Source organism: Geodermatophilus siccatus, assembly GCF_900103785.1.
Taxonomy (GTDB): domain Bacteria; phylum Actinomycetota; class Actinomycetes; order Mycobacteriales; family Geodermatophilaceae; genus Geodermatophilus; species Geodermatophilus siccatus.
This window is the reverse complement of the sequence record NZ_FNHE01000005.1, coordinates 1-23,598: the sequence shown is the minus strand read 5'-3', so window position 1 is coordinate 23,598 and position 23,598 is coordinate 1. Positions and strand designations below refer to the sequence as shown.

Here is a 23,598-nt window from a genome sequence, read left to right as displayed (position 1 = left end):
GCTTGTTGCCGGTCGCATCGGCGTGTCGGCGCGTGTCGCCGGCGACAACCCCGTGGTCAACCCGGTGGGAGGGCCTGCGCCGGGCGCACCTCGAGCACGTGCACCCCGGCGTCGGTCGGGACGTCGCGGGTGAGCCGCAGCCCGGCCGCCTCGCACAGGGCGGCGTACTCCGCCGCGGTCCGCTCGCGGCCGGGCAGCAGCACCAGCATGGTGAGGTCCATCCGCACCGCGGCCGGGTCCTCGGCGGCGCGTTCCGGCAGCACCGCCTCCACCACCAGCAGCACCGAGTCCGGCCGCATCGCCGTCCGGCACACGGTGAGCACCCGGCGGGCGGCGTCGTCGTCCCAGTCGTGCAGGACCCGCGACAGCAGGTAGGCGTCGGAGCCGGCCGGCACCTGCTCGAAGAAGTCGCCACCGACGGCGGGCAGGTCCGAGCCGGCCACCACCTCCGGCCGGTCGAACAGCAGCACGTCAGCAGACGGCGCCCGTTCCCGGACCGCCCGGAGCAGGACGCCGGACCCGCCGCCCACGTCGACCACCGAGGCGAGGCCGGAGACGTCGTAGACGGCCACCACCGCACCGGCCTCCCGTCCCGAGCGGTCGGCCATCGACGCGCGGAACGCCCTCAGCCGCGCGGGTTCGGCCGCGAGCGCGTCGAAGAAGGGCCGTCCCTCGACGAGTTCGAACGGCGTCCCGCCGTCCCGCACGGCGGTGAGCAGCCCGGCGGCCGACCGGAAGTAGAGCCCGCCGCGGGCGGCCACCACACCGGGCAGCGAGCCCGGTACCCCGGGCCGCAGCAGCTCGCCGACCGGGCTCAGCGCGAAGCGGCCGTCGGGCAGCTCGTCGAGGACCTCCTCTGCGGCCAGCCCGCGCAGCACCCGGTGCAGGGCGCCGGGCACGGCGCCGAGCTCCCGCGCGAGGTCGGCGGCGCTGCGCGGACCGGCGGCCAGCGCGTCGGGGACCCCCAGCTCGACGGCGACGTGCAGCAGCTGGGTGACCAGGTAACCGTCGGCCAGCCGGGCCAGCCGGTCGACTGCGGAGCCGGGCACGACGGCATCGTGGCACCGCCCTCAGCGGGCGGACAACGCGGTCAGCGGCGGGGGCGGGCCCGCACGTGCATCCGCTCGCCCTGCGGGCCGAACAGGCCCAGCACCTCGGCGGGCTCGTCGCCCGGGTTGCCGATCCAGTGCGGGGTGCGGGTGTCGAACTCGGCGACCTCCCCGGGGCCGAGGACGACGTCGTGCTCCCCGAGCAGCAGCCGCAGCCGGCCGGAGAGCACGTACACCCAGTCGTAGCCCTCGTGCGTCTGCAGCTCCGGCTCACCGGCCGGGGTGCGCGGCGCGTAGACCATCTTGAACGCCTGGATCCCGCCCGGACGCCGGGTCAGCGGGACGACGGTCAGGCCGTGCGCCGGGGTGCGCGGACGCAGGTGCACCCGCGGGTCCCCGGTCTCCGGCGCGCCGACCAGCTCGTCCAGCGGCACCTGGTGGGCGCGGGCCAGCGGCAGCAGCAGCTCCAGCGTCGGCCGCCGCTGCCCGGACTCCAGCCGGGACAGCGTGCTGACCGAGGTGCCGGTCTCCTCCGACAGCTGCGTCAGGGTGAGCCCGCGCCGCTGGCGCAGCGCGCGCAGCCGCGGGCCGACGGCGGTGAGCACCGCGTCGGTCGCCTCGTCGTCCGCCATGCCCTCCATTTGCCGCTCCGGCAACATCCGTTGTCAAGTCGGCACCCTCCGGGGAGGCTGCCGGGCATGGAGCACTCAGCACACCAGGGCCACGGCGAGATGCGGTTCGACGAGGCCTCCTGGGAGGAGCGGTACCGCACCGCGCCCGCCCTGTGGAGCGGCCGGGCCAATCCGCAGCTGGTGGCCGAGGCCGCCGGGCTGACGCCGGGACGGGCGCTGGACGCCGGCAGCGGCGAGGGCGGCGACGCGCTGTGGCTGGCCGGCCGCGGCTGGCGGGTCACCGCCGTCGACTTCTCCACCGTCGCGCTGGCCCGCGCCGCCGCGCAGGCCGACCGGCTGGGCCCGGAGGCCGCCGAGCGGGTCGAGTGGGTGCACGCCGACCTCACCCGCTGGGCGCCGCGGACGAGCGCCTTCGACCTGGTCTCGGCGCAGTACTTCCACCTGCCGCCGCAGGACCGCGACGCGGCGTTCGCCCGGCTGGCCGCCGCCGTCGCGCCGGGCGGCAGCCTGCTCGTCGTCGGGCACCGGCCCAGCGAGCTGCACGCCGGCTCGCCGGAGATGTTCTTCACGGCCGAGCAGGTCGCCGCGACGCTCGACCCGGCCGCCTGGGACGTCGTGGTCTGCGAGGACCGCCCGCGGACGGCGGCCGGCCCGGCCGGGCGCGAGCTGCCCGTCGCCGACACCGTGCTGCTGGCCCGCCGTCGCGCCTGAGTCCGGGGTCAGGACGGCGCCGGCCCCCACGAGGGTCCGCACCGGCTCACCCACCGCGGCGGGGCAGCGGCTCGACCGAGGCCAGCACCGTGCCGTCCGCGGCCAGGACCTGGACCGTCGCCGTCCCCTCGGGTACGGCCTGCACCGCGAGCCCGTCGTCGAGGGGCAGCTCGGCCCGCGGCGTGCCCCTCTCGTCGACCACCCGGGCGGTGACGGCCGGGGACGGCGCGACGACGGCCAGCGTCCCGGTGGCGGGGTCCCACAGCGCGGTGGGCAGCCCCGGCTCGGCGATGACCGGCGCGCTCCACAGCCGCAACTGGTCCGGCGCGGCGCCCGGGGGACCGGCGAACCAGGCGAGGGCGACCGATCCCATGCCCAGCCGCCGCTCGAGCTCGTCGTCGTCCACCAGCGGCGGGGGCACGGTCAGCGGGCGGGACACCAGCGCCCAGCGCCCGCCGGCCGCGTCGCCGGCGAAGAGCACCCGCGACCCCGCCGGTGGAGGGGCGGCCGCGCGGGTGCCCGGATCGCTCCAGGACAGCTGCCGCACCGCCTCGACGAACTCCGCGTCGTCGGCGAGCGAGCCGCGGGTCGGTCCGTGGCCCGAGGCGGGCAGCTCCCGCACGTCCGGCGCCTCGGCCACCGCGGTCGCCGGCTCCGCCGACGGCCCGTCCGGCACCAGCACCTGGCCCACCGCCACCGCGGCCACGACTCCCGCGCCGACCGCGCCCAGCCGCAGCTGCGACCGGCGGCGGGCCCGGTGCTCGACCACCGCGGCCAGGTCGGCGCGCGGCGGCGGCGCGGTGGCCTCGGCGAGGGCGGTCAGGCGCGCCCGCAGCTCGTCGTCCCTCACCGCTCCTCCCCACCGGCCGGCTGGAGCGCGGTCAGCGCGGTGCGCAGCCGGGCCAGGCCACGCGCGGTCTGGGTGTTCACCGTGCTGGGCGAGCACCCCATCAGGTCGGCGGTCTGCTGCTCGGAGAGGTCCTCGAAGTAGCGCAGCACCACCGCCGTCCGCATCCGGACCGGCAGCTCGCGCAGCGCGGCGCGCAGCTCCTCGTCGCCGTCCTGCTGGGGTGCCGCCGGCCGGTCGGGCACCGACTCCACCACCTGCTCGGTCGTGGACAGCCGGCGCCGCCAGCTCGCGTGCGTGGTGACCAGCACCCGGCGCACGTAGGCCGAGGGCGGGCCGGACCGGCTGATCCGGTCCCAGTGCCGGTAGGTCTTGAGCAGGGCGGTCTGCACGAGGTCCTCCGCGTGTCCGCGGTCGCCGGCGAGCAGGACGGCCAGGCGCAGCAGGGCGGCCTGCTCCGCGGACACGAAGTCCGCGAAGCCCCGGTCCCCGTCGCCCACCCGTGCCTCCTCTGCCGGCCTCCTGACCTCTGCACGCCGCGGGGCCTGCCGCAGACCCACACACCCGGGTCCTCGTGCGGGATGGTGCTCGGCTTGCCCGGGTTCGTGGAGCTGTGTCACGTGATCTCCGCCGGGATGGTGACCTGTCCCGGCCTGCCCGGGCCGGAGGCGACCCCGCACCTGACCCGCGAGGCCTCGCGGGAGGTCCACGCGCCGGGCACCGAGTTCGTCATCCACGCGGTGCGCATGGTCGGCAACACCGGCACCTGCCTCGACAGCCGGTTCCACCGGTACCCCGACGGGGGCGACCTCGCCGGGCTGCCGCTGGAGGCGCTGGCCGACCTGCCGGCACTCGTCGTGCGCACGGCCGGCTCCGGCCGCCGGGCGGTGACCGTGGACGACCTGGGCGGGCTGGTCGTCGCCGGCTGCGCGGTGCTGCTGCACACCGGTGTGGACGCCGCCTTCGGGACGCCGGACCACGCCGTGGACGCACCCTCCCTCGCCGGGGACGCCGCGCGGGAGCTGCCCGACCGGGGTGCGGCGCTGGTGGGGATCGACGCGGTGAACACCGACGAGGTCACCGAGCGCGGGGAGCGGCCGGCGCACACCGTGTTGCTGCGTGCCGGGATCCCGATCGTCGAGCACCTCACGGGCCTGGGCCGGGTGCCCGGCACCGGCGCCCGGTCCACCGCGGCCCCGCCCCGCTTCGCCGGGTTCGGCACCTTCCCGGTGCGCGCCTACGCCCGGCTGCCGGACTGACCCGGCTCAGGCGGGCGGCGCGAGCTCGGCCAGCGCGGCGGCGACGTCGTCGTCCCGCACGAAGCCCAGCGCCAGCAGCCGGTGCACCAGCACGCCGCGGCGAGTCAGCCGCAGGTCGGCCGGGCGCAGCCGGGGGAGTGCCGCGCCGCCGGGGCGGGGCTGGGCCGGTGGCGGGTCGAGCAGGCCGGTGCGCTGCAGGTCGGCGACGTCCTCGCGGGCGCCCCACGCCGGCCACCCCCGGGGGTCGTCGGCCAGCGGGGTCATCGGCAGCGGCGCGCGGTCGCGGCGGCCGACGCCGGCCAGCAGCACGAGCTGGCGCCAGGTCAGCCCGGCGGCCAGCCTCAGCGCCCGCTCGACCAGCGCGGCGTCCAGGTCGGGGGAGGAGGCCACCTCGGCCAGCAGGTAGCCCAGGTGGCGCACCCGCCGCTCGTCGTGCGAGCCGCGGGCGGCGGCCACCACGGCCTCGGTGACCGCGTCGGCGGCCGAGCGCCCGCCGGACCGCGGGGCGAAGAAGCCGTCGCCGCGCACCGGGCGCCCGCCGTGGGCGAGGGTCACCGCGTGCTCGACGGCGAAGGCGAGGACGGCGCCGGCGCGAGCCCGCTCCCGGGGGACGGCGATCCCCGCCGCCTCGTCGGCCGCCGTCCGCAGGCACCGGGCCAGCCGGTCCTCGAGGCGCACCGCAGCCCGGCCGGCCGGGTCGGGGTAGACGAGGGTGGCGGCGTTCCGGCTCATGGTGCCCGCGACCGCCGCGCCGTCCTCGATCAGGGCGCGGCCGGCAGCCGCAGGGTCCTCGGTCACGGTCACGCCGCCGATCCTCCCCACTGGCCGGGCCCGTGTGCACGCCGGTCGACCACGCCCTCACCACAGCGGGTCAGCGCCGGTGAGCACAACGGAACACGAGTTCTGCCCGGCAGCAACGGCGGGGGAACGACGGGCCGCCACCGTTCTGGCCCATGGCCGCCCCCACCCCCACCACCCGACTGCGCACCGCGCCGGTCGCCGTCCCGACGCGCCCCGGTCGCTGGATCGACGACTGGCGCCCGGAGGACCCCGCCTTCTGGGAGTCCACGGGCAAGCCGGTCGCCCGCCGCAACCTGTTCTTCTCCGTCTTCTCCGAGCACGTCGGCTTCTCGATCTGGAGCCTGTGGTCGGTGCTCGTGCTCTTCCTGCCCGAGGCCGTGTACGGCATCGACCCGGCCGGGAAGTTCCTGCTCACCACGCTGCCGACGGCGCTCGGCGCGTTCGTCCGGCTGCCCTACACCTTCGCCGTCGCGAAGTTCGGCGGGCGCAACTGGACGATCGTCAGCGCCGCGCTGCTGCTCGTGCCCGCGATCGCCACGGCCGTCGTCCTGGAGCCCGGCGTCGACTACACGACGCTGCTGGTCGTCAGCTGCCTGGCCGGCGTCGGCGGCGGCAACTTCGCCAGTTCCATGGCCAACATCAACGCCTTCTACCCGAACCGGCTCAAGGGCTGGGCGCTGGGGCTCAACGCCGGCGGCGGCAACCTCGGCGTCCCCGTCGTCCAGCTGGTGGGCCTGCTCGTGCTGGCCACCGCGGGTGTGGAGCACCCGCGGCTGGTGCTGGTCCTGTACATCCCGCTGATCGTCGTGGCCGCCGTCGGCGCGGCGCTGCTCATGGACAACCTGTCGACCGCGCGCAACCAGCCGCGGGCCATGCGCGAGGCCACCCGCGAGCCGCACGCCTGGATCATGTCGTTCCTGTACATCGGCACCTTCGGCTCGTTCATCGGCTTCGGGTTCGCCTTCGGCCAGGTGCTGCAGAACCAGTTCACCTCCGACTTCGCCACGCCCCTCGCCGCGGCGTCGCTGACCTGGCTCGGCCCGCTGCTGGGCTCGCTGATCCGCCCGCTCGGCGGCTCGCTGGCCGACCGCTTCGGCGGGGCGCGCATCACCTCGTGGACCTTCGCGGCCATGGCGGTCGGCGCCGCGATCGTGTGGAGCGCCAGCCAGGTGGGGTCGCTGGCGCTGTTCGTCGTCGGCTTCGTGTCGCTGTTCGTGCTCAGCGGCATCGGCAACGGCTCGACCTACAAGATGATCCCGGCGATCTTCCGCACCCGGGCCCAGCAGCGGGTGGCCGCCGGCGAGGACTCGGCGGCCGCCGACCGGCACGCGCTGCGCATGTCCGGCGCGCTCATCGGCATCGCCGGCGCGGTCGGGGCCTTCGGTGGCGTGCTGGTCAACCTGGCCTTCCGGCAGTCGTTCCTGACCACCGGCACGGGCGACTCGGCCTACCTGGTCTTCATCGCCTTCTACGTGGTCTGCCTGGCCGTGACCTGGGCGGTGTACCTGCGGCCCGGGGCCCGCACGTCGGGGGTGTGAGGGACGACGGGAGCCCTGCGGGCCCCCGAGCGGGCCCGCAGGGTCCCCCGAGGGAGAGCCGCGGTCCGGCTCCACGGCAGCCGGGACGGCACGTGGTCGCGGTGTCGGCCGGCAGGCCGACGGATCACACGGCCAACCGGTAGCCCCGCTTCACCACGGTCTCCACCACGCCGGGGCCGAGCGCCGCGCGCAGCCGGGTGACGGCCATCTCGACGGCGTGCGCGTCCCCGCCGCCCGGCAGCCCGGTGACGAGGTCGGTCTTGGGGACGACGGCGCCCGGCCGTGCGGCCAGCGCCCGCAGCACCGCCATCGGGCCCGGCGCCAGCTCCACCACCCGCCCGTCGAGCAGCGCGGCGTGCCCGCGGACCTGCAGCTCCCGCCCGCCCACGCGCAGCACCGGGTCCCGCTCGGGCAGCCGTGCCACCACCTCGCGGGCCAGGGCGCCGAGCCGGGCCCGCTCGGGCTGCACCGAGGGGATGCCCGCGGCGTCGAGCGGGCCGGCGGTCACCGGGCCCACCGCCACCGGGAGGACGCCGGAGCCGAGCGCGGCGACCAGCTCGGCCCGCAGGCCCAGCTCGTCGGCGACGGTGAGCAGGCTCGCCGCCGCTGGGGCGCTGGTGAACGTGACCGCGTCGACCGTGCCGGCCACCACGGAGCGGACCAGCCGGCGCACCGGCTCGACGTCCTCGGGCAGCACCCAGCGGTAGACCGGCACGGTGAGCACCTCGGCGCCGGTCGCCCGCAGCCCCGAGACGAACTCCGGCAGGGGATCGCCGTGCAGCTGGACGGCGATGCGGCGTCCCTGCAGCGCCCCCTCGGCACCCGACAGCAGGTGCTCGAGCACCTCGGCCGACGACTCCGACGCCGGCGACCAGGCGTCGACCAGCCCGCCGCCGCGGATGGCGCCGCGCGCCTTGGGGCCGCGGGCGAGCACGCGGGCGTCGCGCAGGTGCTCGACCAGCGGCAGGTCCCAGGCGTCCGCGGCCTCCAGCCACCCGCGGAAGCCCACGCCGGTGGTGGCCACGACCAGGTCCACCGGCTGCGCCAGCACCTCCCGCGTCGCGGCGACCAGCTCGGCGTCGTCGGCCAGCGGCACGATGCGGATCGCCGGCGCGTGGACGACCCGCGCGCCGCGGCGGGCCAGCAGCGCACCGAGCTCCTCGCGCCGCCGGGCCGCGGTCACCGCGACGGTGTACCCGGCCAGGGGCAGCGGCGCCTCGGTCCCGGGCGGGGCCTCGGGCAGGACATCGGTCACGGTTCCCCCTCGTCGACGGCGCTCGCGACCATGGTGCGTCGTCCCCGTTGCGGGGGTGTGTCCAGGCGGGGTCGGGCGCCTCACGGTCCCCGCGGCTCGGGCGCCCACCGCGCGAGCAGCACGCTGGCGTCGTCCTGCAGCAGCCCCTCCTGGTGGGTCAGGACGGCGTGCATCAGCCTCCGGGCCGTCTCCGGCGGTGACTGTCCGCCGGCGACCTCGCGGGTGAGCAGGTCCAGGAGCCGCTCCTCGCCGAACCAGGCGCCGGTGGCGTCCCGCGCCTCGGTGACGCCGTCGGTGTGCACCGCCAGCCAGTCGCCGGGCTGCAGCGCCTCCTCGGCCACGGTGCGGACGCCCGTGCCCAGCCCGAAGGGCACGCGCCGTCCACCGGCCAGCGACCTCACGACCTTGCCTCCCCGCAGCAGGTGCGGCGCGGGGTGCCCGGCGTTGACGTAGCGGAGCCGGCCGCTGGGGACGTCGAGCTCGGCGAGCACCCCGGTGACGAACGAGCTGCCCGGGAAGGTGCCCGCCACCACCTCGTCGAGCGCCCGCGCCTGGTCGTGGACGCCCCGGCCGTCGCGGCGGGCGCTGCGGTAGGCCGACACGGCGGCAGCGGCGAGGACGGCGGCGGGCAGGCCGTGCCCCATCGCGTCGAACGCGGCCAGGGAGACGGTGGTCTCCGACAGCGAGTAGTCGAAGGCGTCCCCGCCCGCCTCGTAGGCCGGTTCCAGGATCCCGGCCAGCATGAAGGGGCCGCTGCCGGCCGTCAGCGGGGGGAGCAGCTGCCACAGCAGCTCGGCCGAGGGCGTGCGGGGCCGGGTCAGACGTGGCCGCTGGAGCGCGTCGCCGTACTGGCCCATCGACGCGACCAGGGCGCCGACCAGCTCCGCCAGCCACCGGCACTCCTCCCGCAGCCCGGGGTCGTAGAGCTCGGCCGGTGTCCTGACCCGCACCTCGAGGACGCCCACCCGGTCGTGGCCGTCCATGAGGGGCAGCCACAACCGGTGCAGGCCCTCGGCGTCGGACGGCAGCGGCCGCACCGTCTGGAAGACCCGTCCGGGCAGGGAACCGTCGATGGGCACCGAGCCGGGGAGCGCCGCACCCGCCGGCAGGAGCGGCCACAGCCGGCACTGCTCGTGGTCGGCGACGTGGACGGTCGCCTCCACGCCCAGGGCGGTGCCGGCCTGCGCGACCAGCTCGGGCAGCCGGTCCGGGGGAGCGGCGTGAGCGGCGTCCACCAGCTCCAGCAGCGCGGCGAAGGGCCCGCTGGGGCGGCCCCGGCGCAGCGGCGGGCGGTAGGGCACCCGGTGCTGGGTGAACAGCTCGTCGAGCCGTTCGTTGAGGGCGTGCACGAGCACGTTGACCTCGGCGGGTGGCAGCGACATGAGCCCCTGCACGTGCCCCTCGACCTCGAGGATGTCCGAGGAGCCGCCCAGCGCGAAGTACCGCGTCCAGAGCTCGTCCAGGGTCAGGTCGGCGACCTCGAGGGCCGAGCGCAGCGCACGGCGCTGCTCCTCGTCGAGGGAGTCCTCGGGCCCGGGCGGCCCGGGGCGGAGGCTCACCGGCGTCGGCGGACGGCGGACTCGACCACCGCCCGGGCGACGTCGGCCAGCGTCCCGCCCTCCTCGTGGGAGCGGGACACCAGCATGGTGAAGGCCACGTCCTCGGGGACCCCGTGCCGGGCCATGACGACACCCTTGGCGGTGCTCACCAGGTCCCGGCTCCGGACTGCCGCCCGCAGCTCGTCGCTGTGTCGGCGGGCGCGCTCGCGGGTCTGGGCGTTGGCCACCAGGATCGCCGCCTGCGCCGCGGCCAAGGTCAGCAGGTGTTCGCTGCGGGCGTCGAAGGACCCCGGCTGCGCCGCGTAGACCTTGAGCGCACCCAGTGCGGTGTCCCCGGCCACCAGCGGCGCGCTCATCGCGGCCAGCAGCCCGAGCGGGGCCGCCGCCGCCGCCCACCGGGGCCAGCGACGGTCGGTCGTCAGGTCGTCGACGCGGACCAGTCGGCGGCTCGCGGCCGCCGCCAGGCAGGGCCCCTGGTCGAGCTCGTACTGGAGGGCGTCGGCGCGCTCGACCCGGGCGTCGGTGGACCCGGAGCTGCGGCGGCCGCGCTCGTCGAGGATCGAGACCCCCGCACCCACCGCCCCGGGGACGGAGTCGAGAGCCATCGAGCTCACCAGGCCGAGCGCGGTGGCCACCGTCTCCTCGGACAGCAGCAGTCCAGACACGCGGGCGGAGATCGCCGACAGCTCGTCGGCGAGGGGGAGGTCGGGACCCGCCTGGTCGTGGCGCACACGCACCCCTCGGTGGTCGGCCGCACGCTCCGCCGGATCTGGACGGGTGGCGACGCCGGCGCCAGCGTAGCCCTGCGGGGTGCACGGACCGGTCGGTCCGGATCCGCCGGGTGTCTCCGCGCTCGCGCCGGCCTGGGACCATGGGGCCGTGTCGACCCCCGGCCCGCCTGCCGTCTCCGCCGTCCCCCGCCGGTGGCGGCTGCTGTGCGCCGCGGCCGCCGTCGTCGTCGCCGCCGTCCTCACCTACGTGGGGGTGACGCTGCCGCAGAACGCGACCGGCGTGGCGCGGTTCACCGTGGCCGACCAGGTGGCCGTCGTCGGGCTGGGCCTGGTGCTCGGCGCCGGCCTGCTGGCGCTGGGCCGCCCCCGGGTGGACGCCGACGAGCGGGGCGTCCGGGTGCGCAACCTGTTCGGCGAGCGGACCGTGCCGTGGACGGCGGTGCGCGCCATCCGCTTCGACCGCCGGTTCCGCTGGGCGACGCTGCTGCTCACCAACGACGACGAGTTCGCCGTGCTGGCCGTCCAGGGAGCCGACGGTGACCGCGCCGTCGAGGCCGTCGAGGGGCTGCGGGCGCTGCTGGCGGCCAGCCGGGCGCAGCAGCCGCCGCCCCCGCCGCTGCTCTACGACGACTGAAGGAGGGCCACCCTCCCCCCACGCCTCGCGCGCTCGGCGCGGGGCCCTGACGGGTGGCCGTTCCAGGACGTCACCAGGGGCCGCGACCGGGAATGACGCCGACCCCCGCCGCGCTGTACTATCTGCGTGCCTCCCCGCTACACGAGGCGCGCGAACCACTGAGCGGCCCCGCCCCGGGCCGCTCGACCAAGAGGAGCCCGCTCCCACCTGGCGCCGTCGAGGTGTCCAGGTCCCGGATCGCGGAGCCCGACCACGGTCGGGCCCGCGGCGTGCACGAGCCCCCGGGCTCGGCGCACCCCGGCGAGTGGGCCCCACGAGCAGCAGCTCGTGGGGCCTCTCTCCTGTCGGCGTCCGGTGACCGAGCGAGCCCTCCCCATGCAGCAGCAGAGGAGAGGCCATCACCGAGCCCCGTATCAACGACCGTATCCGCGTCCCCGAGGTCCGCCTGGTCGGTCCCGAGGGCGAGCAGGTCGGCATCGTGCCGATCGGCGAGGCGCTGCGCCTGGCCCAGGACTCCGAGCTGGACCTCGTCGAGGTCGCGCCCATGGCCCGGCCGCCGGTCGCCAAGCTCATGGACTACGGGAAGTTCAAGTACGAGTCCGCCCAGAAGGCCCGCGAGGCCCGGCGGAACCAGGCGCTCACCGTCATCAAGGAGATGCGGCTGCGCCTGAAGATCGACCCGCACGACTACGAGACCAAGAAGGGCCACGTCGAGCGCTTCCTGCGGAGCGGCGACAAGGTCAAGATCACCGTGATGTTCCGCGGCCGCGAGCAGTCCCGGCCGGAGATGGGCTACCGGCTGCTGCAGCGGTTGGCCCAGGACGTCTCCGAGCTCGGCGTCGTGGAGTCCAACCCCAAGCAGGACGGCCGCAACATGGTCATGGTGATCGCACCGCACCGGAACCAGGCCGCGACCGACGGCGCCCGCCGACAGGCCAAGGCCGACAGGGCCGCCGAGGGGCAGGGCCCGCAGGCCTGACGAAGGACCCTCCTGCCCCCGCCACTCGCGAGCTCGCGGCGGGGGCCTGCAGGAGGGCCAGGACCGCACCACCAGACGGCCGGTGCCGTGCGGCAGCCCCGTGCTGCCGTGCGGCGCCGCCACACACGAACGAGGACCGAGGACATGCCGAAGCAGAAGACGCACAAGGGCACCGCGAAGCGAGTGCGCGTGACGGGCAGCGGGAAGCTCATGCGCGAGCAGGCCAACAACCAGCACAAGTTCGAGCACAAGTCCTCGCGTCGCAAGCGCCGGCTCGACCAGGACCAGGTCATCTCCCCGGCCGACACCAAGAGCCTCAAGAAGCTGCTCGGGCTCTGAGCGCCCCCTAGACGAGAAGGAGCCCATCCGTGGCACGCGTGAAGCGGGCGGTCAACGCCCAGAAGAAGCGTCGGACGACCCTCGAGGCGGCCAGCGGCTACCGCGGCCAGCGGTCCCGGCTGTATCGCAAGGCCAAGGAGCAGATCCTCCACTCGGCCACCTACCAGTACCGCGACCGCAAGGTCCGCAAGGGTGACTTCCGCAAGCTGTGGATCACCCGCATCAACGCCGCGGCCCGCCAGAACGACATGACCTACAACCGGTTCATGCAGGGCCTCAAGCTCGCCGGCATCGAGCTCGACCGCCGCGTGCTGGCCGAGCTGGCCGTCAACGAGCCGGCCGCCTTCGCCGCGCTGGTGGAGACCGCCCGCGCGGCCGTCGCCGCCGCGCCGGCCGGCGGTCAGGCCGCCTGAGCCGGGTCAGCACCACCCCGACGACGCCGCCGGCGTCCGGCCCACCACGGGTCGGCGCCGGCGGCGTCGTCGCGTGTACGGGCCGCGAGATCTGCACACTCGCGGCCATCGGGAGCCGGATGACGACCGCTGTGCAGATCTCGCGCCGAGCAGGAGGACGACGAACGGTGACCGAACCGCTGACCGAGCGCTCCGCGCGGGTGGCGGCCGCGCGCAAGCTCACCCGGCGGGCCGGCCGCGACGCCGCGGGGCTGTTCCTCGCCGAGGGCCGGCAGGCCGTCGCGGAGGCGCTGGCCGACCCGGCCGGGGTCCGCGAGGTGTTCGCCACCGAGGCCGCCATGGAGGCGCACCGCGACCTGCTCGCGGCCGCGCCGGTGCCGGTGCGGCTCGTGACCGGGAGGGCGGCCGCGGCGCTGTCGGAGACGGTCACCCCGCAGGGCCTGGTCGCGGTCTGCGCGCTGCGCGACGTGCCGACCGACGCCCTGGTGGGCGCACCGCCGTCCCTCACCGTGGCGCTCGCCGAGCTGGCCGACCCGGGCAACGCCGGCACCGTGCTGCGCACCGCGGACGCGTGCGGCGCCGGCGCCGTGGTCTTCGGCGCGGGTTCGGCCGACCCGTACGGCGGCAAGGCGGTGCGCTCGAGCGCCGGCAGCCTCTTCCACGTCGACGTCGTCCGCGGGGCACCGCTGCCCGACCTGCTGCCGCGGCTGCAGGCCGCCGGTGCCACCGTGCTCGCCGCCGACGGCGGGGGAGAGGTCGCCCTCGACGAGCTGGGTCCCGAGCTGACCGGCCCGGTGCTGTGGCTGTTCGGCAACGAGGCCCGCGGCGTGCCCGCCGACCTGGCCGCGCTGGCCGACGCCCGGGTGCGGATCCCGATGCGCGGGCGCGCCGAGAGCCTCAACCTGGCCGCCGCCGCGGCGATCTGCCTCTACACCACCCAGCTCGCCCAAGCCTGAACGCGGACGAGCTCCGGCCTCAAACTCGGGTGGCGTACATCCGCATGTCGGCCGAGTGCAGCAGCGCCGGGAAGTCGGCGCCGTCCTCGGGCCAGACGCTGACCCCCACGCTCGCCCGGACGACGACCTCCTGCTCGCCCAGTGCCACCGGGCGGGCCACTCCCGCGGCGAGCTCGTCGGCGACGCGCCGCGCCTCGGTCGCCGCCGTGGGCTGGGGCAGGCCGGTGAGCGCGACGAGGAACTCGTCGCCGCCGAGCCGGGCCAGCAGGTCGTGGCGGCGCAGCCGGCCGCGCAGCCGGTCGGCGACCGCGACCAGCAGCTCGTCACCGGCCGCGTGGCCGCACCGGTCGTTGACGCCCTTGAAGCCCACCAGGTCGACGAACAGCAGCGCCACCGCCTCGTCCCGGGCCCGGGCGTCCCAGAGCGCGGTGTCGACCTGCTCGGCCAGCCGTCGGCGGTTGGGCAGGCCGGTCAGCGGGTCGGTGTAGGCCAGCTCCTCGATGCGGGCCAGGTAGCTGCGGGTCCGGTCGCGCTCCTGCACCAGCGCCCGCTCGGCCTCCACGCGGGCGGTGACGTCGACCTGGACGCCGATGTAGTGCGTGACCGCGCCGTCGGGACCGGACACCGGCGCCAGGTGCAGCTCGTTCCACCAGGTCGTGCCCAGCGGGCCGCGCTGGTTGAGCACCGTCACCCGGCACTCCTCGCCGGCGTCGACCGCGCGGCGGACGGCGGCGACGGCCGCGGGGTCGGTGTCTGGGGTCTGCAGGAACCGGCAGTTGCGGCCCAGCAGCTCGCTCCTCGGCAGCCCGGCGAGCCGCTCGAAGGCCGGGTTGACGTAGACCAGCGGCTGGTCGGGCAGCCGCACGTCGACGATCGACACACCGCTCGGGGTGGCCGCCAGCGCCCCGTGCACCAGGGTGTCGCCGGTCGCGCTGGCCAGCACCCCGGCGTCGAACCGGTCGGCCGCGGCCAGGGCCGGGACGGCCGGCGGGGGCAGGGCGACCGCGCGGGCCGCGGTCAGCGGGTCCTGGCGCGGCGCGACCCGCGCCAGCAGCGCGGCGGTCGCCCGGACGACGGTGTCGCGGTCGTAGGTGAGGGCGTAGGCGAACCGGCGCCGGGCGTCGGGGCCGTCGTCCCCCAGGTCGCGGGCGAGCAGCGCGGCGGCGAAGTGCGGGCCGAGCACGGTGACGTCCCACTCGCCGCGGACCGGGTCCGCCGGGTCGAGCGCGGCGCCGCGCAGGCCGGGCAGCGGCTCGACCGGCAGGTCCTCGCCGAGGGCGCAGACGAAGCCGGTGCGCTCGACCAAGTCGCGGTAGCGCAGCGTCGTCGCCGGCGTGAAGTGCCTGGCCTCCTGGAAGGTGGCCGCCACGACCGAGGCGGCACCCAGCCGCAGCGCCTCGCGCTCGAGCTGCTTGGACAGCTCGATGAGGAGGGCCTTGGGCGCCTCGCGCAGCGGGACGTCGATCGGCAGGCAGGCGAACGGCGAGACGTCGGCGTCCTCGCTCACGGTGTCGGGCAGCTGCGAGGGCAGCACCAGCGAGCCGTGGACCGCACCCTCGACCGGGCCGGGGCCGGGGCGGCCGAAGAACCAGCCCTGGCCGAGCGTCGCGCCCAGCGCGCGGGCCATGGCCAGGTGGGCCTCGTCCTCGATGCCCTCGGCGAGCACCACCGAGCCGGTGCGCTCGGCGTGCGCGTTGACCGCGTTCATGATCTCGGCGATCGCGGGGCCGGGGCGCTCCTGCACCAGCCGCAGGTCCAGCTTGACCACGTCGGGACGCAACAGCGGCATGAACGCCAGCGACATCGCCTCGGCGCCGACGTCGTCCACCGCGACGCCCCAGCCGACCGAGCGGACCCGCTCGACCGTGCGCAGCAGCTCGGCCGGGCGGGTGGCCAGCGCCCGCTCGGTGATCTCCAGGACCACCCGCAGCCCGCCCGGCGCGGACTGCGCGATGGCCAGCAGGTCCTCCAGCGGCGCCCGGTCGAGCACCTCCGGCTCGACGTTGACGAACAGCGTCAGCGGTGCCTGCAGGCCGGCGGCCAGCGCGCCGGTGAGCGCCGCGGTGCGGCAGGCGGCGTCCAGCTCGGCGAGCCGGCCGGCCTCGCGGGCTGCCGCGAAGAGGGAGTCGGGGCGCTCGAGCGGGCCCTGCGGCCCCCGGGCCAGGGCCTCGTAGGCGACCACGCGGCCGGTGTCGAGCTCGACGATGGGCTGGAAGACGCTGCGCACCGTCCCGTCCCGCAGGACGTCGTCGATGGTCGTCGCGGGAGCGGCAGGGGTGGTGGTCACGTCCTCCCATCGGACGTCGGGACCCCGCGTTGAGCGGGGACGACGGTGGACTCGCCCCTTCGGGGGAGCCTCAGGCCGGGAGCGCGATGAGGACGACGGCCGCGCCGGCCGCCGCCAGCCCGGCCGCCTGGGTCGCGACGAGCCGCTCGCGCAGCACGACCTGCGCCAGGACGACGGTGCTCACCGGGTAGAGCGAGGCCAGGATGCCGGTGATCGCCAGCTGGCCCTGCTGGGCGGCCAGCAGGAACAGCGCGTTGGCCGTCATGTCCCCGATCCCGCCCAGCACCACCACGGGCAGCACCCCGCGGGGGACCGACAGCGACCGGGAGGCCAGCCGCGCGACCAGGACCACGGCCAGCAGCGCGACCACGCGCGCGGCCACCAACGGGCTGAGCTCGGCCGCCTCCCGGGTCCGGTCGAGCAGCACGAAGAACAGGCCGAAGGCCACGCCGGAGGCCAGCGCGGGCAGCAGGGTGGCCGGCCGGGCGGTGCGCAGGGAGCCCAGCCCGTCCTCGGCGGCCACGAGGACGACGGCGACCAGCGCCAGCGCGATGCCCGCGACCGCCCACGGCCCGATCCGCTCGCCGAGCAGCAGGCCGCCGAGCACCGGCAGCGCGGCCGCCGACACCGCGGTCACCGGAGCGACGACGCTCATGACGCCCTCGGCCAGCGCCCGGTAGAACAGGACCAGCCCGGTGGCGCCCGCCAGCCCGGCCGCGGCGCCCCAGGCCAGGTCGGCGCCGGTGGGGTCGCCGCCCAGCCACGGCAGCAGGGCGCTCACCGCGAGCAGCCCGGCGAGCTGGGCGAGGGCCACGACGGCGAACGCGGTGGCCCGCCGCGCGGCCAGGCCGCCGCAGAAGTCGGCCGCGCCGTAGACCACCGCGCTGGCCAGCGCGAGCACCACCGCCACCGCGCCCTCCTTCCCCGGCCCGCTCGTACACGCCACCAGCTCGTGCAACACCCAACACGGGGCCGGCTGCCGCGGCCGAGGCGGGTTGGCGCTCCCGTTGCGTTGTCTGTCCTTCCTCCGGCGGGATCGCGTGATCTCGCACGTGCTGCGCCGCTCCGGCGCGAGCCCGGCAGCAGCGCCCGCGCGGCCCCGGGCAGAATGGCCTCCCGTGTCTGGCGCCAACGACCCCTACGACCCCAAGCAGGTCGCCGCCCTCTCACCCGAGGCCCTCGACGCCGCGGTCGCCGAGGCCCAGCGGGCGTTCGCCGGCGCCGGCGACCTCGAGCAGCTGGCCGCCGTCCGCCCGGCGCACCTCGGGGACCGCGCGCCGGTGCTGCTGGCCCGCCGCGAGCTCGGCGCCCTGCCGCCGGCCGCCCGCGCCGATGCCGGCAAGCGGGTCAACGCCGCCCGGGTCGCGGTCACCGAGGCCTACGAGTCCCGCAAGGTCACGCTGGAGGCCGAGCGCGACGCGCGGGTGCTGGCCGAGGAGCGGGTCGACGTCACGCTGCCGTGGGACCGGCTGCCCCGCGGCGCCCGGCACCCGCTGACCACGCTGACCGACCGGATCGCCGACATCTTCGTCGGGATGGGGTACGAGGTCGCCGAGGGCCCCGAGCTCGAGGCCGAGTGGCTGAACTTCGACGCGCTCAACATCGGCCGCGACCACCCGGCGCGCACGATGATGGACACCTTCTTCGTCGCCCCCGAGGACTCCGGGCTGGTGCTGCGGACCCACACCAGCCCGGTGCAGGCGCGCACGATGCTCTCCCGCACCCCGCCGATCTACGTCGTCGCGCCCGGCCGGGTGTACCGGACCGACGAGCTCGACGCGACCCACCTGCCGGTGTTCCACCAGGTCGAGGGCCTGGCGGTCGACCGCGGGCTGACCATGGCGCACCTGCGCGGCACGCTCGACCACCTCGCCCGTTCGCTCTTCGGCGCCGACGCGGTCACCCGCTGGCGGCCGTCGTACTTCCCGTTCACCGAGCCGTCGGCCGAGTTCGACGTGTGGTTCCCCGAGCACCGCGACGGCCCCCGCTGGGTCGAGTGGGGCGGCTGCGGGATGGTCAACCCGCGGGTGCTGGTCGCCTGCGGCATCGACCCGGAGGAGTACTCCGGCTTCGCGTTCGGCATGGGCATCGAGCGGGCCCTGCAGTTCCGCTCCGCCGTCGGCGACATGCGCCACTTCGCCGAGGGCGACGTCCGTTTCACTTCTGCGTTCGGAGTCGAGCAGTGAGGGTCCCCACCGGCTGGCTGGCCGAGCACGTCGACGTCCCCGCCGGCACCACCGTCGAGGACCTCGACACCGCATTCGTGCGGCTGGGCCTGGAGGTGGAGGAGGTCCACCGGCCCGCGGAGGTCACCGGGCCGCTGGTCGTCGGCCGGGTGCTGGGGATCGAGGAGCTGACCGGCTTCAAGAAGCCGATCCGCTACTGCCAGGTGGACGTCGGCGAGGCCGAGCCCCGGGGCATCGTCTGCGGCGCCCGCAACTTCGCCGTCGGCGACGCCGTGGTCGTCGCGCTGCCCGGCGCCGTGCTGCCCGGGGGCTTCGAGATCGCCGCGCGGAAGACCTACGACCGCGTCTCCGACGGGATGATCTGCTCGGTCCGCGAGCTCGGCGTCGGGGAGGACCACGCCGGGATCCTCGTGCTGGGGGACGACGCCCCGGCCCCGGGCACGCCGGCCGGCCCGCTCGTCGGCCTGGACGACGTCGTCATCGAGCTGGCCGTCACCCCCGACCGCGGCTACTGCCTGTCCATGCGCGGCATCGCCCGCGAGATGGGCACCGGCCTGGGCGTCGGGTGGCGGGACCCCGGCGCGCTGACCCCGCCGGCCTGGTCGGGGGAGCCCGCGTGGCAGGTGTCGGTCGAGGACGCCGACCGCTGCGACCGCTTCTCGATGATCGCGCTGGAGGGCCTGGACCCGACCGCGCCGAGCCCGTGGTGGATGCGCCGGCGGCTGGCGCAGTCCGGCGTCCGCAGCATCTCGCTGGCCGTCGACGTCACCAACTACGTGATGCTCGAGCTCGGCCAGCCGATGCACGCCTTCGACCGCGACCGGGTGCGCGGGCCGATCGTCGTCCGCCGGGCGCGCGAGGGGGAGCGGCTGACCACGCTGGACGGCGCCGACCGCGCGCTCTCCTCCGACGACCTGCTCATCACCGACGACTCCGGCCCGATCGGGCTGGCCGCGGTCATGGGCGGTGCCTCGACCGAGATCGGCGACGGGACGTCGAGTGTGCTGCTGGAGGCGGCGCACTGGGAGCCGACGGGGGTGGCGCGCACCGCCCGCCGGCACCGGCTGCCCAGCGAGGCGGCCAAGCGCTTCGAGCGCGGCGTCGACCCGGAGATGACCGTGGTCGCGCTGGCCCGCGCCGCCGCGCTGCTGGCCGAGTACGGCGGCGCGCGCGTCGTCGGCTCCCTGGTGGACGTCGACACCCGCGGTCCCCGCCCGACGATCGCGCTGGACCCCGCGCGGCCCGGCCGGGTCGCCGGCGTGCCCTACCCGCCGGCGCAGGTCACCGAGCTGCTGACCGCGGTCGGCTGCGCGGTCGACGGGGACGACCCGCTCACGGTCACCCCGCCGACCTGGCGCCCCGACCTCACCGACCCCGCCGACCTGGTCGAGGAGGTCGTGCGGCTGGCCGGCTACGACGACGTCCCCTCGGTGCTGCCCACGGCCCCGCCCGGGCGCGGGCTGACCGAGCGGCAACGCCGGCGACGGGCCGTCGGGCGCGCCCTGGCGGAGTTCGGCTACGTCGAGGCGCCGTCCTTCCCCTTCGTCGGGACGGCGGCCCTCGACGCGCTGGGCCTGGCCGAGGACGACCCGCGCCGTCAGGTCGTCCTGGTGCGCAACCCGCTGTCGGAGGAGGAGCCGGCGCTGCGGACGACGCTGCTGCCGGGCCTGCTCGCCGCGCTGGCGCGCAACCTCTCCCGCGGCATCCGGGACGTGGCGCTGTTCGAGCACGGCGCGGTCTTCCCCGGCGGGGAGCGGTCGGCGGCTCCGCTGCCCGGGGTCGACCGGCGTCCGGACGACGAGACGCTCGCCGCGCTGCTGGGCGCGGTCCCGGAGCAGCCGTGGCACGTCGCCGTCGCGCTGGCCGGCGACCGCGAGCCGCGCGGCTGGTGGGGCCCGGGCCGGCCGGCCGTCTGGGCCGACGCCGTCCAGGCCGCCTGCCGGGTCGCCGAGGCCGCGGGCGTCGGGCTGACCGTGCGCGCGGGGGAGCGGGCGCCGTGGCACCCGGGCCGCTGCGCGGAGCTGCTGGTCGGCGGGCGCGTGGTCGGGCACGCCGGCGAGCTGCACCCGCGGGTGTGCGCGGCCCTCGACCTCCCGGCCCGCACCGCGGTGATGGAGCTGGACGTCGACGCGCTGCCCCCGGCGGCGGTTCCGGTGGGACCGCACCTGTCGAGCTTCCCGCCGGTCTTCGTCGACCTGGCCTTCGTGCTGGACGAGGCGGTGCCCGCGGCGGCGGTCGAGGAGTCGATCCGCGAGGCCGCCGGCGACCTGCTCGAGGCGGTGCGGCTGTTCGACGTCTACACCGGGCCGCAGGTGGGTGAGGGGCGCAGGTCGCTGGCCTGGTCCCTGACCCTGCGGGCGCCGGACCGGACGCTGTCCGGCGAGGAGGCCGCCGAGGTCCGGCAGCGCGTGGTGGCCTCCGTCGAGGAGGCGCTGCACGCGGAGCTCCGTGCCTGACCCGTCCGGCGTCGCGCTGGTCACCGGCGCGTCGAGCGGCATCGGCCGGCACCTGGTGCAGGGGCTGGCCGCCCGCGGCATGGCCGTGGCCGGACTGGCGCGCAACGGCGAGCGGCTGGCGGCGGCGATGGACGAGGTCGCCGCCGCCACCGGCGCCCGCACCCTGGCCGTCGCCGCCGACGTCACCGAGCGGGCCGCGGTCGACGAGGCCGTCGCGCGGGTGCGCGAGGAGCTCGGCCCGGTCGACCTGCTGGTCAACAACGCCGGGGTGATCGACGCGGCCGAGGAGCCGCTGTGGGAGGCCGACCCCGACCAGTGGTGGTCGGTCGTGGAGAGCCACGTCCGCGGGGCGTTCCTGCTCGCCCGCGCCGTCGTCCCCTGGATGGTGCTGCGCAACCGCGGCCGCGTCGTCGACCTCGCCAGCGGGATGGGCGTGCGCGCCCGCCCGGAGTACTCGGCGTACTCGGTGGCCAAGACCGGGCTGATGCGGATGACCGAGGCGCTGGCCGGCGCGCTCGAGGGCCTCGACGTGCGGGTCTTCGACGTGGCGCCGGGCGTCGTCGACACCCCGATGACCCGTGCGATGCCGATGTGGGCGGGCTTCACCGACTGGACGCCGCCGGAGCGCGTCGTCGAGCTGGTCGCCGCGATCGCCGCCGGTGAGCTCGACCAGTGGTCCGGCCGGTTCCTGCGGGCCGGCGCCGACGACCTCGCCGTCCTGCGCGCCACCACGCCGCAGGACGCCGCCCGGCAGCTGCGGCTGCGCCCCTACGGGGACGGCGATCCGCTGGCCTGACCCGGCCGCCGGTCAGCCGACGGTGGCCAGCGCCCCTGGTGCGATGTCGACGGCGACCGGCGTGTCCGCCTCCAGCTCCACCAGCTCGCCGTCCAGCTGCAGCGGCATGGGCGCGAGCGTCGTGAACGCGTAGTGGGTGGCGCTCGGCTGCCGGCCGAGCCCGCGGGTCGCCGCCCGGAGGGCGGTCGCCAGCACCCGCAGCTTGCCGGTCCGCTGCTGCGTGATGACCTCGAACCGACCGTCGTCGGGCCGGCTGTCCTCGCTGAGCGTCGCGTACTTGGCCATCTGGTGGATGTTGGCGAACACCAGGCTGTCGATCCTGCGCCGTCGGCCGTCCTCGAGCCTGATGGGGAAGGGCCGGAAGCGGGAGAAGGACCGCACCACGGTCACGATCTCCCGCCACGACCCCTTCCCGCCCTCCTCCAGGTCGACGGCGACGACGGGTGTCAGGCCGACGCCGATGTAGGAGTGCGCGTACCGGACCTGCGCGGCGGCGCCGCTGCCGACGGTCAGCCGCAGCAGGTCGATCCGGCGGACGTCCCCGGCCACGATGGCATCGGCCAGCGGTCGTTCCCGCGTCACCCGGCGGTGGTCGTTGGCGTTGCCGGCGGCTCGCACGGCGCAGACGGCCTGGTCGTTGCCGCTCTGCATGACGCCGTCGACCACCTCGTTGTACCCGCCGTCCCCGCTCACCGAGACCAGCAGCGGGCGCCCGGTGCCGGCCGCCTCCCTCGCCAGTTCGCGGGCGTGACCGGCGTGCTGGGTGGGGCAGAGCTCCACCGGCACGGCCGGCAGCCTCCGCACCAGCTCGGACCGCAGCTCCTCCGCGGACCGGGGCGCGTCCCCGGTGCTGTTCGGGTTGAAGATGATCACGATCCGGTCGAACGGACTCACGTCGGGACTCCTCGGGTGGGCGGCGCCCGTGGCCGGACGGGGACATGCCCCGGAGCCGATCCCGGCACGCGTGCCCACCGCGCCAGGGGCCGGCGGCCCGGGGTGTCGGCCCGGGCCCGCCGCCCGATCGGTGGTCCCCGCACGCTCCGCCCCTGCTTCGCACAGGGAGCAGGGGGAGAGCTTCCCGGAGGTCATCGCCCCTACCCCGGTGAACAGTCATGCATAGCCGTGTATGGTCATGCATCATGAGCGGAGTGCGGACGTGGACGGTCGGGGTCACCGGCGCCACCGGGTACGCCGGGGGTGAGGTGTGCCGGCTGCTGGCCGGGCACCCGAACCTGGCGCTGGCCGGGGTGCACGCCAACTCGAGTGCCGGGCGGCGGCTGGGAGAGCTGCAGCCGCACCTGCTGCCGTTCGCCGACCTGGAGGTGCGGCCCAGCGGCGCGGAGGACCTGGCCGGGTACGACGTGGTGGTGCTGGCGCTGCCGCACGGGGAGTCCGCGGCGGTCGCCGCGCGGCTGCCCGAGGACACGCTGGTGATCGACTGCGGCGCCGACCACCGGCTGGGCGACCCGGCGGCCTGGGCGCGCTGGTACGGCGGCGAGCACGCCGGCACCTGGCCCTACGGGCTGCCCGAGCTGGCGGGCCAGCGCCGGAAGCTGGCCGGCGCCAAGCGCATCGCCGTTCCCGGCTGCTATCCGACGTCGGTCACCCTGGCGCTGGCGCCGGCGCTGGCGGCGGGCCTGGTCGAGCCGGAGGTGGTGGTGGTCGCGGCGAGCGGCACCAGTGGCGCGGGCAAGTCCGCGAAGCCGCACCTGCTGGGCAGCGAGGTGATGGGCGCGGTGAGCGCCTACGGGGTGGGTGGGGTGCACCGGCACACCCCGGAGATGGTGCAGAACCTCAGCCAGGCGGCGGGGCGGGACGTCACGGTGAGTTTCACGCCGACGCTGGTGCCGATGAGCCGGGGCATCCTGGCCACCTGCTCGGCGCCCCTGGCCGCCGGGGTCGACGAGGCGGCCGCGCGGGCGGCGTACGAGAAGGCCTACGCCGACGAGCCGTTCGTGCACCTGCTGCCCGAGGGGCAGTGGCCGACCACGGCGCAGGTGCTGGGGGCGAACACCGTGGCGCTGCAGCTGGCGGTGGACCCGGACGCCGGGCGGCTGGTGGTGGTGGCGGCGGTGGACAACCTGACCAAGGGCACCGGCGGCGCGGCCATCCAGTGCGCCAACCTGGCCCTGGGCCTGCCCGAGACCACCGGCCTGCCCGTCGTGGGGGT

At 76.6% G+C, this 23,598-nt stretch carries 23 protein-coding genes; 12 read left to right on the top strand and 11 right to left on the bottom strand.

Going from position 1 to position 23,598, the window contains the following annotated elements:
- Window positions 1-56: 56 nt before the first annotated feature.
- A complete protein-coding gene (locus BLS21_RS10840) occupies window positions 57-1,049 on the bottom strand; it encodes a methyltransferase (protein ID WP_091217735.1) in 993 nt (330 codons plus the stop codon).
- Window positions 1,050-1,090: 41 nt separating this feature from the next.
- A complete protein-coding gene (locus BLS21_RS10835; RefSeq protein ID WP_091217732.1) occupies window positions 1,091-1,690 on the bottom strand; it encodes a helix-turn-helix domain-containing protein in 600 nt (199 codons plus the stop codon).
- A gap of 57 nt (window positions 1,691-1,747) precedes the next feature.
- Here BLS21_RS10835 and BLS21_RS10830 point away from each other — a divergent pair, with 57 nt between their 5' ends.
- Window positions 1,748-2,392, top strand: a complete 645-nt coding sequence (locus BLS21_RS10830) for a class I SAM-dependent methyltransferase (protein WP_091217729.1) — start codon at window positions 1,748-1,750, stop codon at window positions 2,390-2,392.
- A 46-nt stretch (window positions 2,393-2,438) separates the two neighbouring features.
- On the opposite strand, the gene BLS21_RS10825 is transcribed toward BLS21_RS10830, so the two are convergent.
- The gene (locus BLS21_RS10825) at window positions 2,439-3,242 is read right to left on the bottom strand and encodes a hypothetical protein (RefSeq protein WP_091217727.1); all 804 of its coding nucleotides are present in this window, start codon (window positions 3,240-3,242) and stop codon (window positions 2,439-2,441) included.
- Window positions 3,239-3,739: a SigE family RNA polymerase sigma factor gene (locus BLS21_RS10820; RefSeq protein ID WP_091217724.1), complete on the bottom strand. Its 501-nt coding sequence runs from the start codon at window positions 3,737-3,739 to the stop codon at window positions 3,239-3,241. The genes BLS21_RS10825 and BLS21_RS10820 overlap by 4 nt, the downstream gene beginning before the upstream one ends.
- Before the next feature lie 81 nt (window positions 3,740-3,820).
- Between BLS21_RS10820 and BLS21_RS10815 the strand changes: the two genes are divergently transcribed.
- Window positions 3,821-4,498 carry a cyclase family protein gene (locus BLS21_RS10815; RefSeq protein ID WP_091217721.1) on the top strand — a complete coding sequence of 226 codons (678 nt, stop codon included), beginning with the start codon at window positions 3,821-3,823 and terminating at the stop codon, window positions 4,496-4,498.
- Between the two features lie 6 nt (window positions 4,499-4,504).
- On the opposite strand, the gene BLS21_RS10810 is transcribed toward BLS21_RS10815, so the two are convergent.
- Complete coding sequence (locus BLS21_RS10810; RefSeq protein ID WP_091217718.1) at window positions 4,505-5,302, bottom strand: hypothetical protein; 798 nt, start codon at window positions 5,300-5,302, stop codon at window positions 4,505-4,507.
- A gap of 149 nt (window positions 5,303-5,451) precedes the next feature.
- On the opposite strand from BLS21_RS10810, the gene BLS21_RS10805 reads away from it, so the two are divergent.
- Window positions 5,452-6,837, top strand: a complete 1,386-nt coding sequence (locus tag BLS21_RS10805; RefSeq protein ID WP_091217715.1) for a nitrate/nitrite transporter — start codon at window positions 5,452-5,454, stop codon at window positions 6,835-6,837.
- A gap of 124 nt (window positions 6,838-6,961) precedes the next feature.
- Here BLS21_RS10805 and BLS21_RS10800 read toward each other — a convergent pair whose 3' ends face one another.
- The 3 genes from BLS21_RS10800 to BLS21_RS10790 form a co-directional block, all read right to left on the bottom strand.
- Window positions 6,962-8,092 carry a uroporphyrinogen-III synthase gene (locus BLS21_RS10800; protein WP_091217712.1) on the bottom strand — a complete coding sequence of 377 codons (1,131 nt, stop codon included), beginning with the start codon at window positions 8,090-8,092 and terminating at the stop codon, window positions 6,962-6,964.
- A gap of 80 nt (window positions 8,093-8,172) precedes the next feature.
- Window positions 8,173-9,651 carry a PP2C family protein-serine/threonine phosphatase gene (locus BLS21_RS10795; RefSeq protein WP_091217710.1) on the bottom strand — a complete coding sequence of 493 codons (1,479 nt, stop codon included), beginning with the start codon at window positions 9,649-9,651 and terminating at the stop codon, window positions 8,173-8,175.
- Window positions 9,648-10,382 carry a GAF and ANTAR domain-containing protein gene (locus tag BLS21_RS10790; protein WP_217636087.1) on the bottom strand — a complete coding sequence of 245 codons (735 nt, stop codon included), beginning with the start codon at window positions 10,380-10,382 and terminating at the stop codon, window positions 9,648-9,650. The genes BLS21_RS10795 and BLS21_RS10790 overlap by 4 nt, the downstream gene beginning before the upstream one ends.
- Window positions 10,383-10,530: 148 nt before the next feature.
- Here BLS21_RS10790 and BLS21_RS10785 point away from each other — a divergent pair, with 148 nt between their 5' ends.
- The 5 genes from BLS21_RS10785 (at window position 10,531) to BLS21_RS10765 (ending at window position 13,703) form a co-directional block, all read left to right on the top strand.
- Window positions 10,531-11,016 carry a PH domain-containing protein gene (locus BLS21_RS10785; protein WP_091217707.1) on the top strand — a complete coding sequence of 162 codons (486 nt, stop codon included), beginning with the start codon at window positions 10,531-10,533 and terminating at the stop codon, window positions 11,014-11,016.
- A gap of 397 nt (window positions 11,017-11,413) precedes the next feature.
- Window positions 11,414-11,995: a translation initiation factor IF-3 gene (gene infC, locus BLS21_RS10780; protein ID WP_091217704.1), complete on the top strand. Its 582-nt coding sequence runs from the start codon at window positions 11,414-11,416 to the stop codon at window positions 11,993-11,995.
- A gap of 144 nt (window positions 11,996-12,139) precedes the next feature.
- A complete protein-coding gene (gene rpmI, locus BLS21_RS10775; protein ID WP_012949078.1) occupies window positions 12,140-12,334 on the top strand; it encodes a 50S ribosomal protein L35 in 195 nt (64 codons plus the stop codon).
- A 29-nt stretch (window positions 12,335-12,363) separates the two neighbouring features.
- Window positions 12,364-12,747, top strand: a complete 384-nt coding sequence (rplT, locus tag BLS21_RS10770) for a 50S ribosomal protein L20 (RefSeq protein WP_091156068.1) — start codon at window positions 12,364-12,366, stop codon at window positions 12,745-12,747.
- A gap of 167 nt (window positions 12,748-12,914) precedes the next feature.
- Window positions 12,915-13,703 carry a TrmH family RNA methyltransferase gene (locus BLS21_RS10765; protein ID WP_245700290.1) on the top strand — a complete coding sequence of 263 codons (789 nt, stop codon included), beginning with the start codon at window positions 12,915-12,917 and terminating at the stop codon, window positions 13,701-13,703.
- Window positions 13,704-13,722: 19 nt separating this feature from the next.
- Here the strand turns inward: BLS21_RS10765 and BLS21_RS10760 are convergent, their stop codons facing one another.
- Together BLS21_RS10760 and BLS21_RS10755 are read right to left on the bottom strand one after the other, a co-directional pair.
- Complete coding sequence (locus BLS21_RS10760; protein WP_091217699.1) at window positions 13,723-15,990, bottom strand: EAL domain-containing protein; 2,268 nt, start codon at window positions 15,988-15,990, stop codon at window positions 13,723-13,725.
- 70 nt (window positions 15,991-16,060) lie between these two features.
- Window positions 16,061-16,900: an EamA family transporter gene (locus BLS21_RS10755; RefSeq protein WP_091217696.1), complete on the bottom strand. Its 840-nt coding sequence runs from the start codon at window positions 16,898-16,900 to the stop codon at window positions 16,061-16,063.
- Between the two features lie 208 nt (window positions 16,901-17,108).
- On the opposite strand from BLS21_RS10755, the gene pheS reads away from it, so the two are divergent.
- The 3 genes from pheS to BLS21_RS10740 are packed head-to-tail and all read left to right on the top strand — an operon-like array spanning window position 17,109 to window position 21,428.
- Window positions 17,109-18,176, top strand: coding sequence for a phenylalanine--tRNA ligase subunit alpha (gene pheS / locus BLS21_RS10750; protein WP_091217694.1), 1,068 nt, complete (start codon window positions 17,109-17,111; stop codon window positions 18,174-18,176).
- On the top strand, window positions 18,173-20,632 hold the full coding sequence (pheT, locus tag BLS21_RS10745; protein ID WP_091217691.1) for a phenylalanine--tRNA ligase subunit beta: 2,460 nt from the start codon (window positions 18,173-18,175) through the stop codon (window positions 20,630-20,632). Before pheS ends, pheT begins: the two co-directional genes overlap by 4 nt.
- Window positions 20,625-21,428: an SDR family NAD(P)-dependent oxidoreductase gene (locus tag BLS21_RS10740; RefSeq protein ID WP_091217688.1), complete on the top strand. Its 804-nt coding sequence runs from the start codon at window positions 20,625-20,627 to the stop codon at window positions 21,426-21,428. The genes pheT and BLS21_RS10740 overlap by 8 nt, the downstream gene beginning before the upstream one ends.
- Before the next feature lie 12 nt (window positions 21,429-21,440).
- Here the strand turns inward: BLS21_RS10740 and BLS21_RS10735 are convergent, their stop codons facing one another.
- A complete protein-coding gene (locus BLS21_RS10735) occupies window positions 21,441-22,322 on the bottom strand; it encodes a diacylglycerol/lipid kinase family protein (RefSeq protein WP_091217686.1) in 882 nt (293 codons plus the stop codon).
- A gap of 245 nt (window positions 22,323-22,567) precedes the next feature.
- Here BLS21_RS10735 and argC point away from each other — a divergent pair.
- Window positions 22,568-23,598: N-acetyl-gamma-glutamyl-phosphate reductase (gene argC, locus BLS21_RS10730; protein ID WP_091218401.1), on the top strand; the 1,031-nt coding region annotated here is incomplete at its 3' end.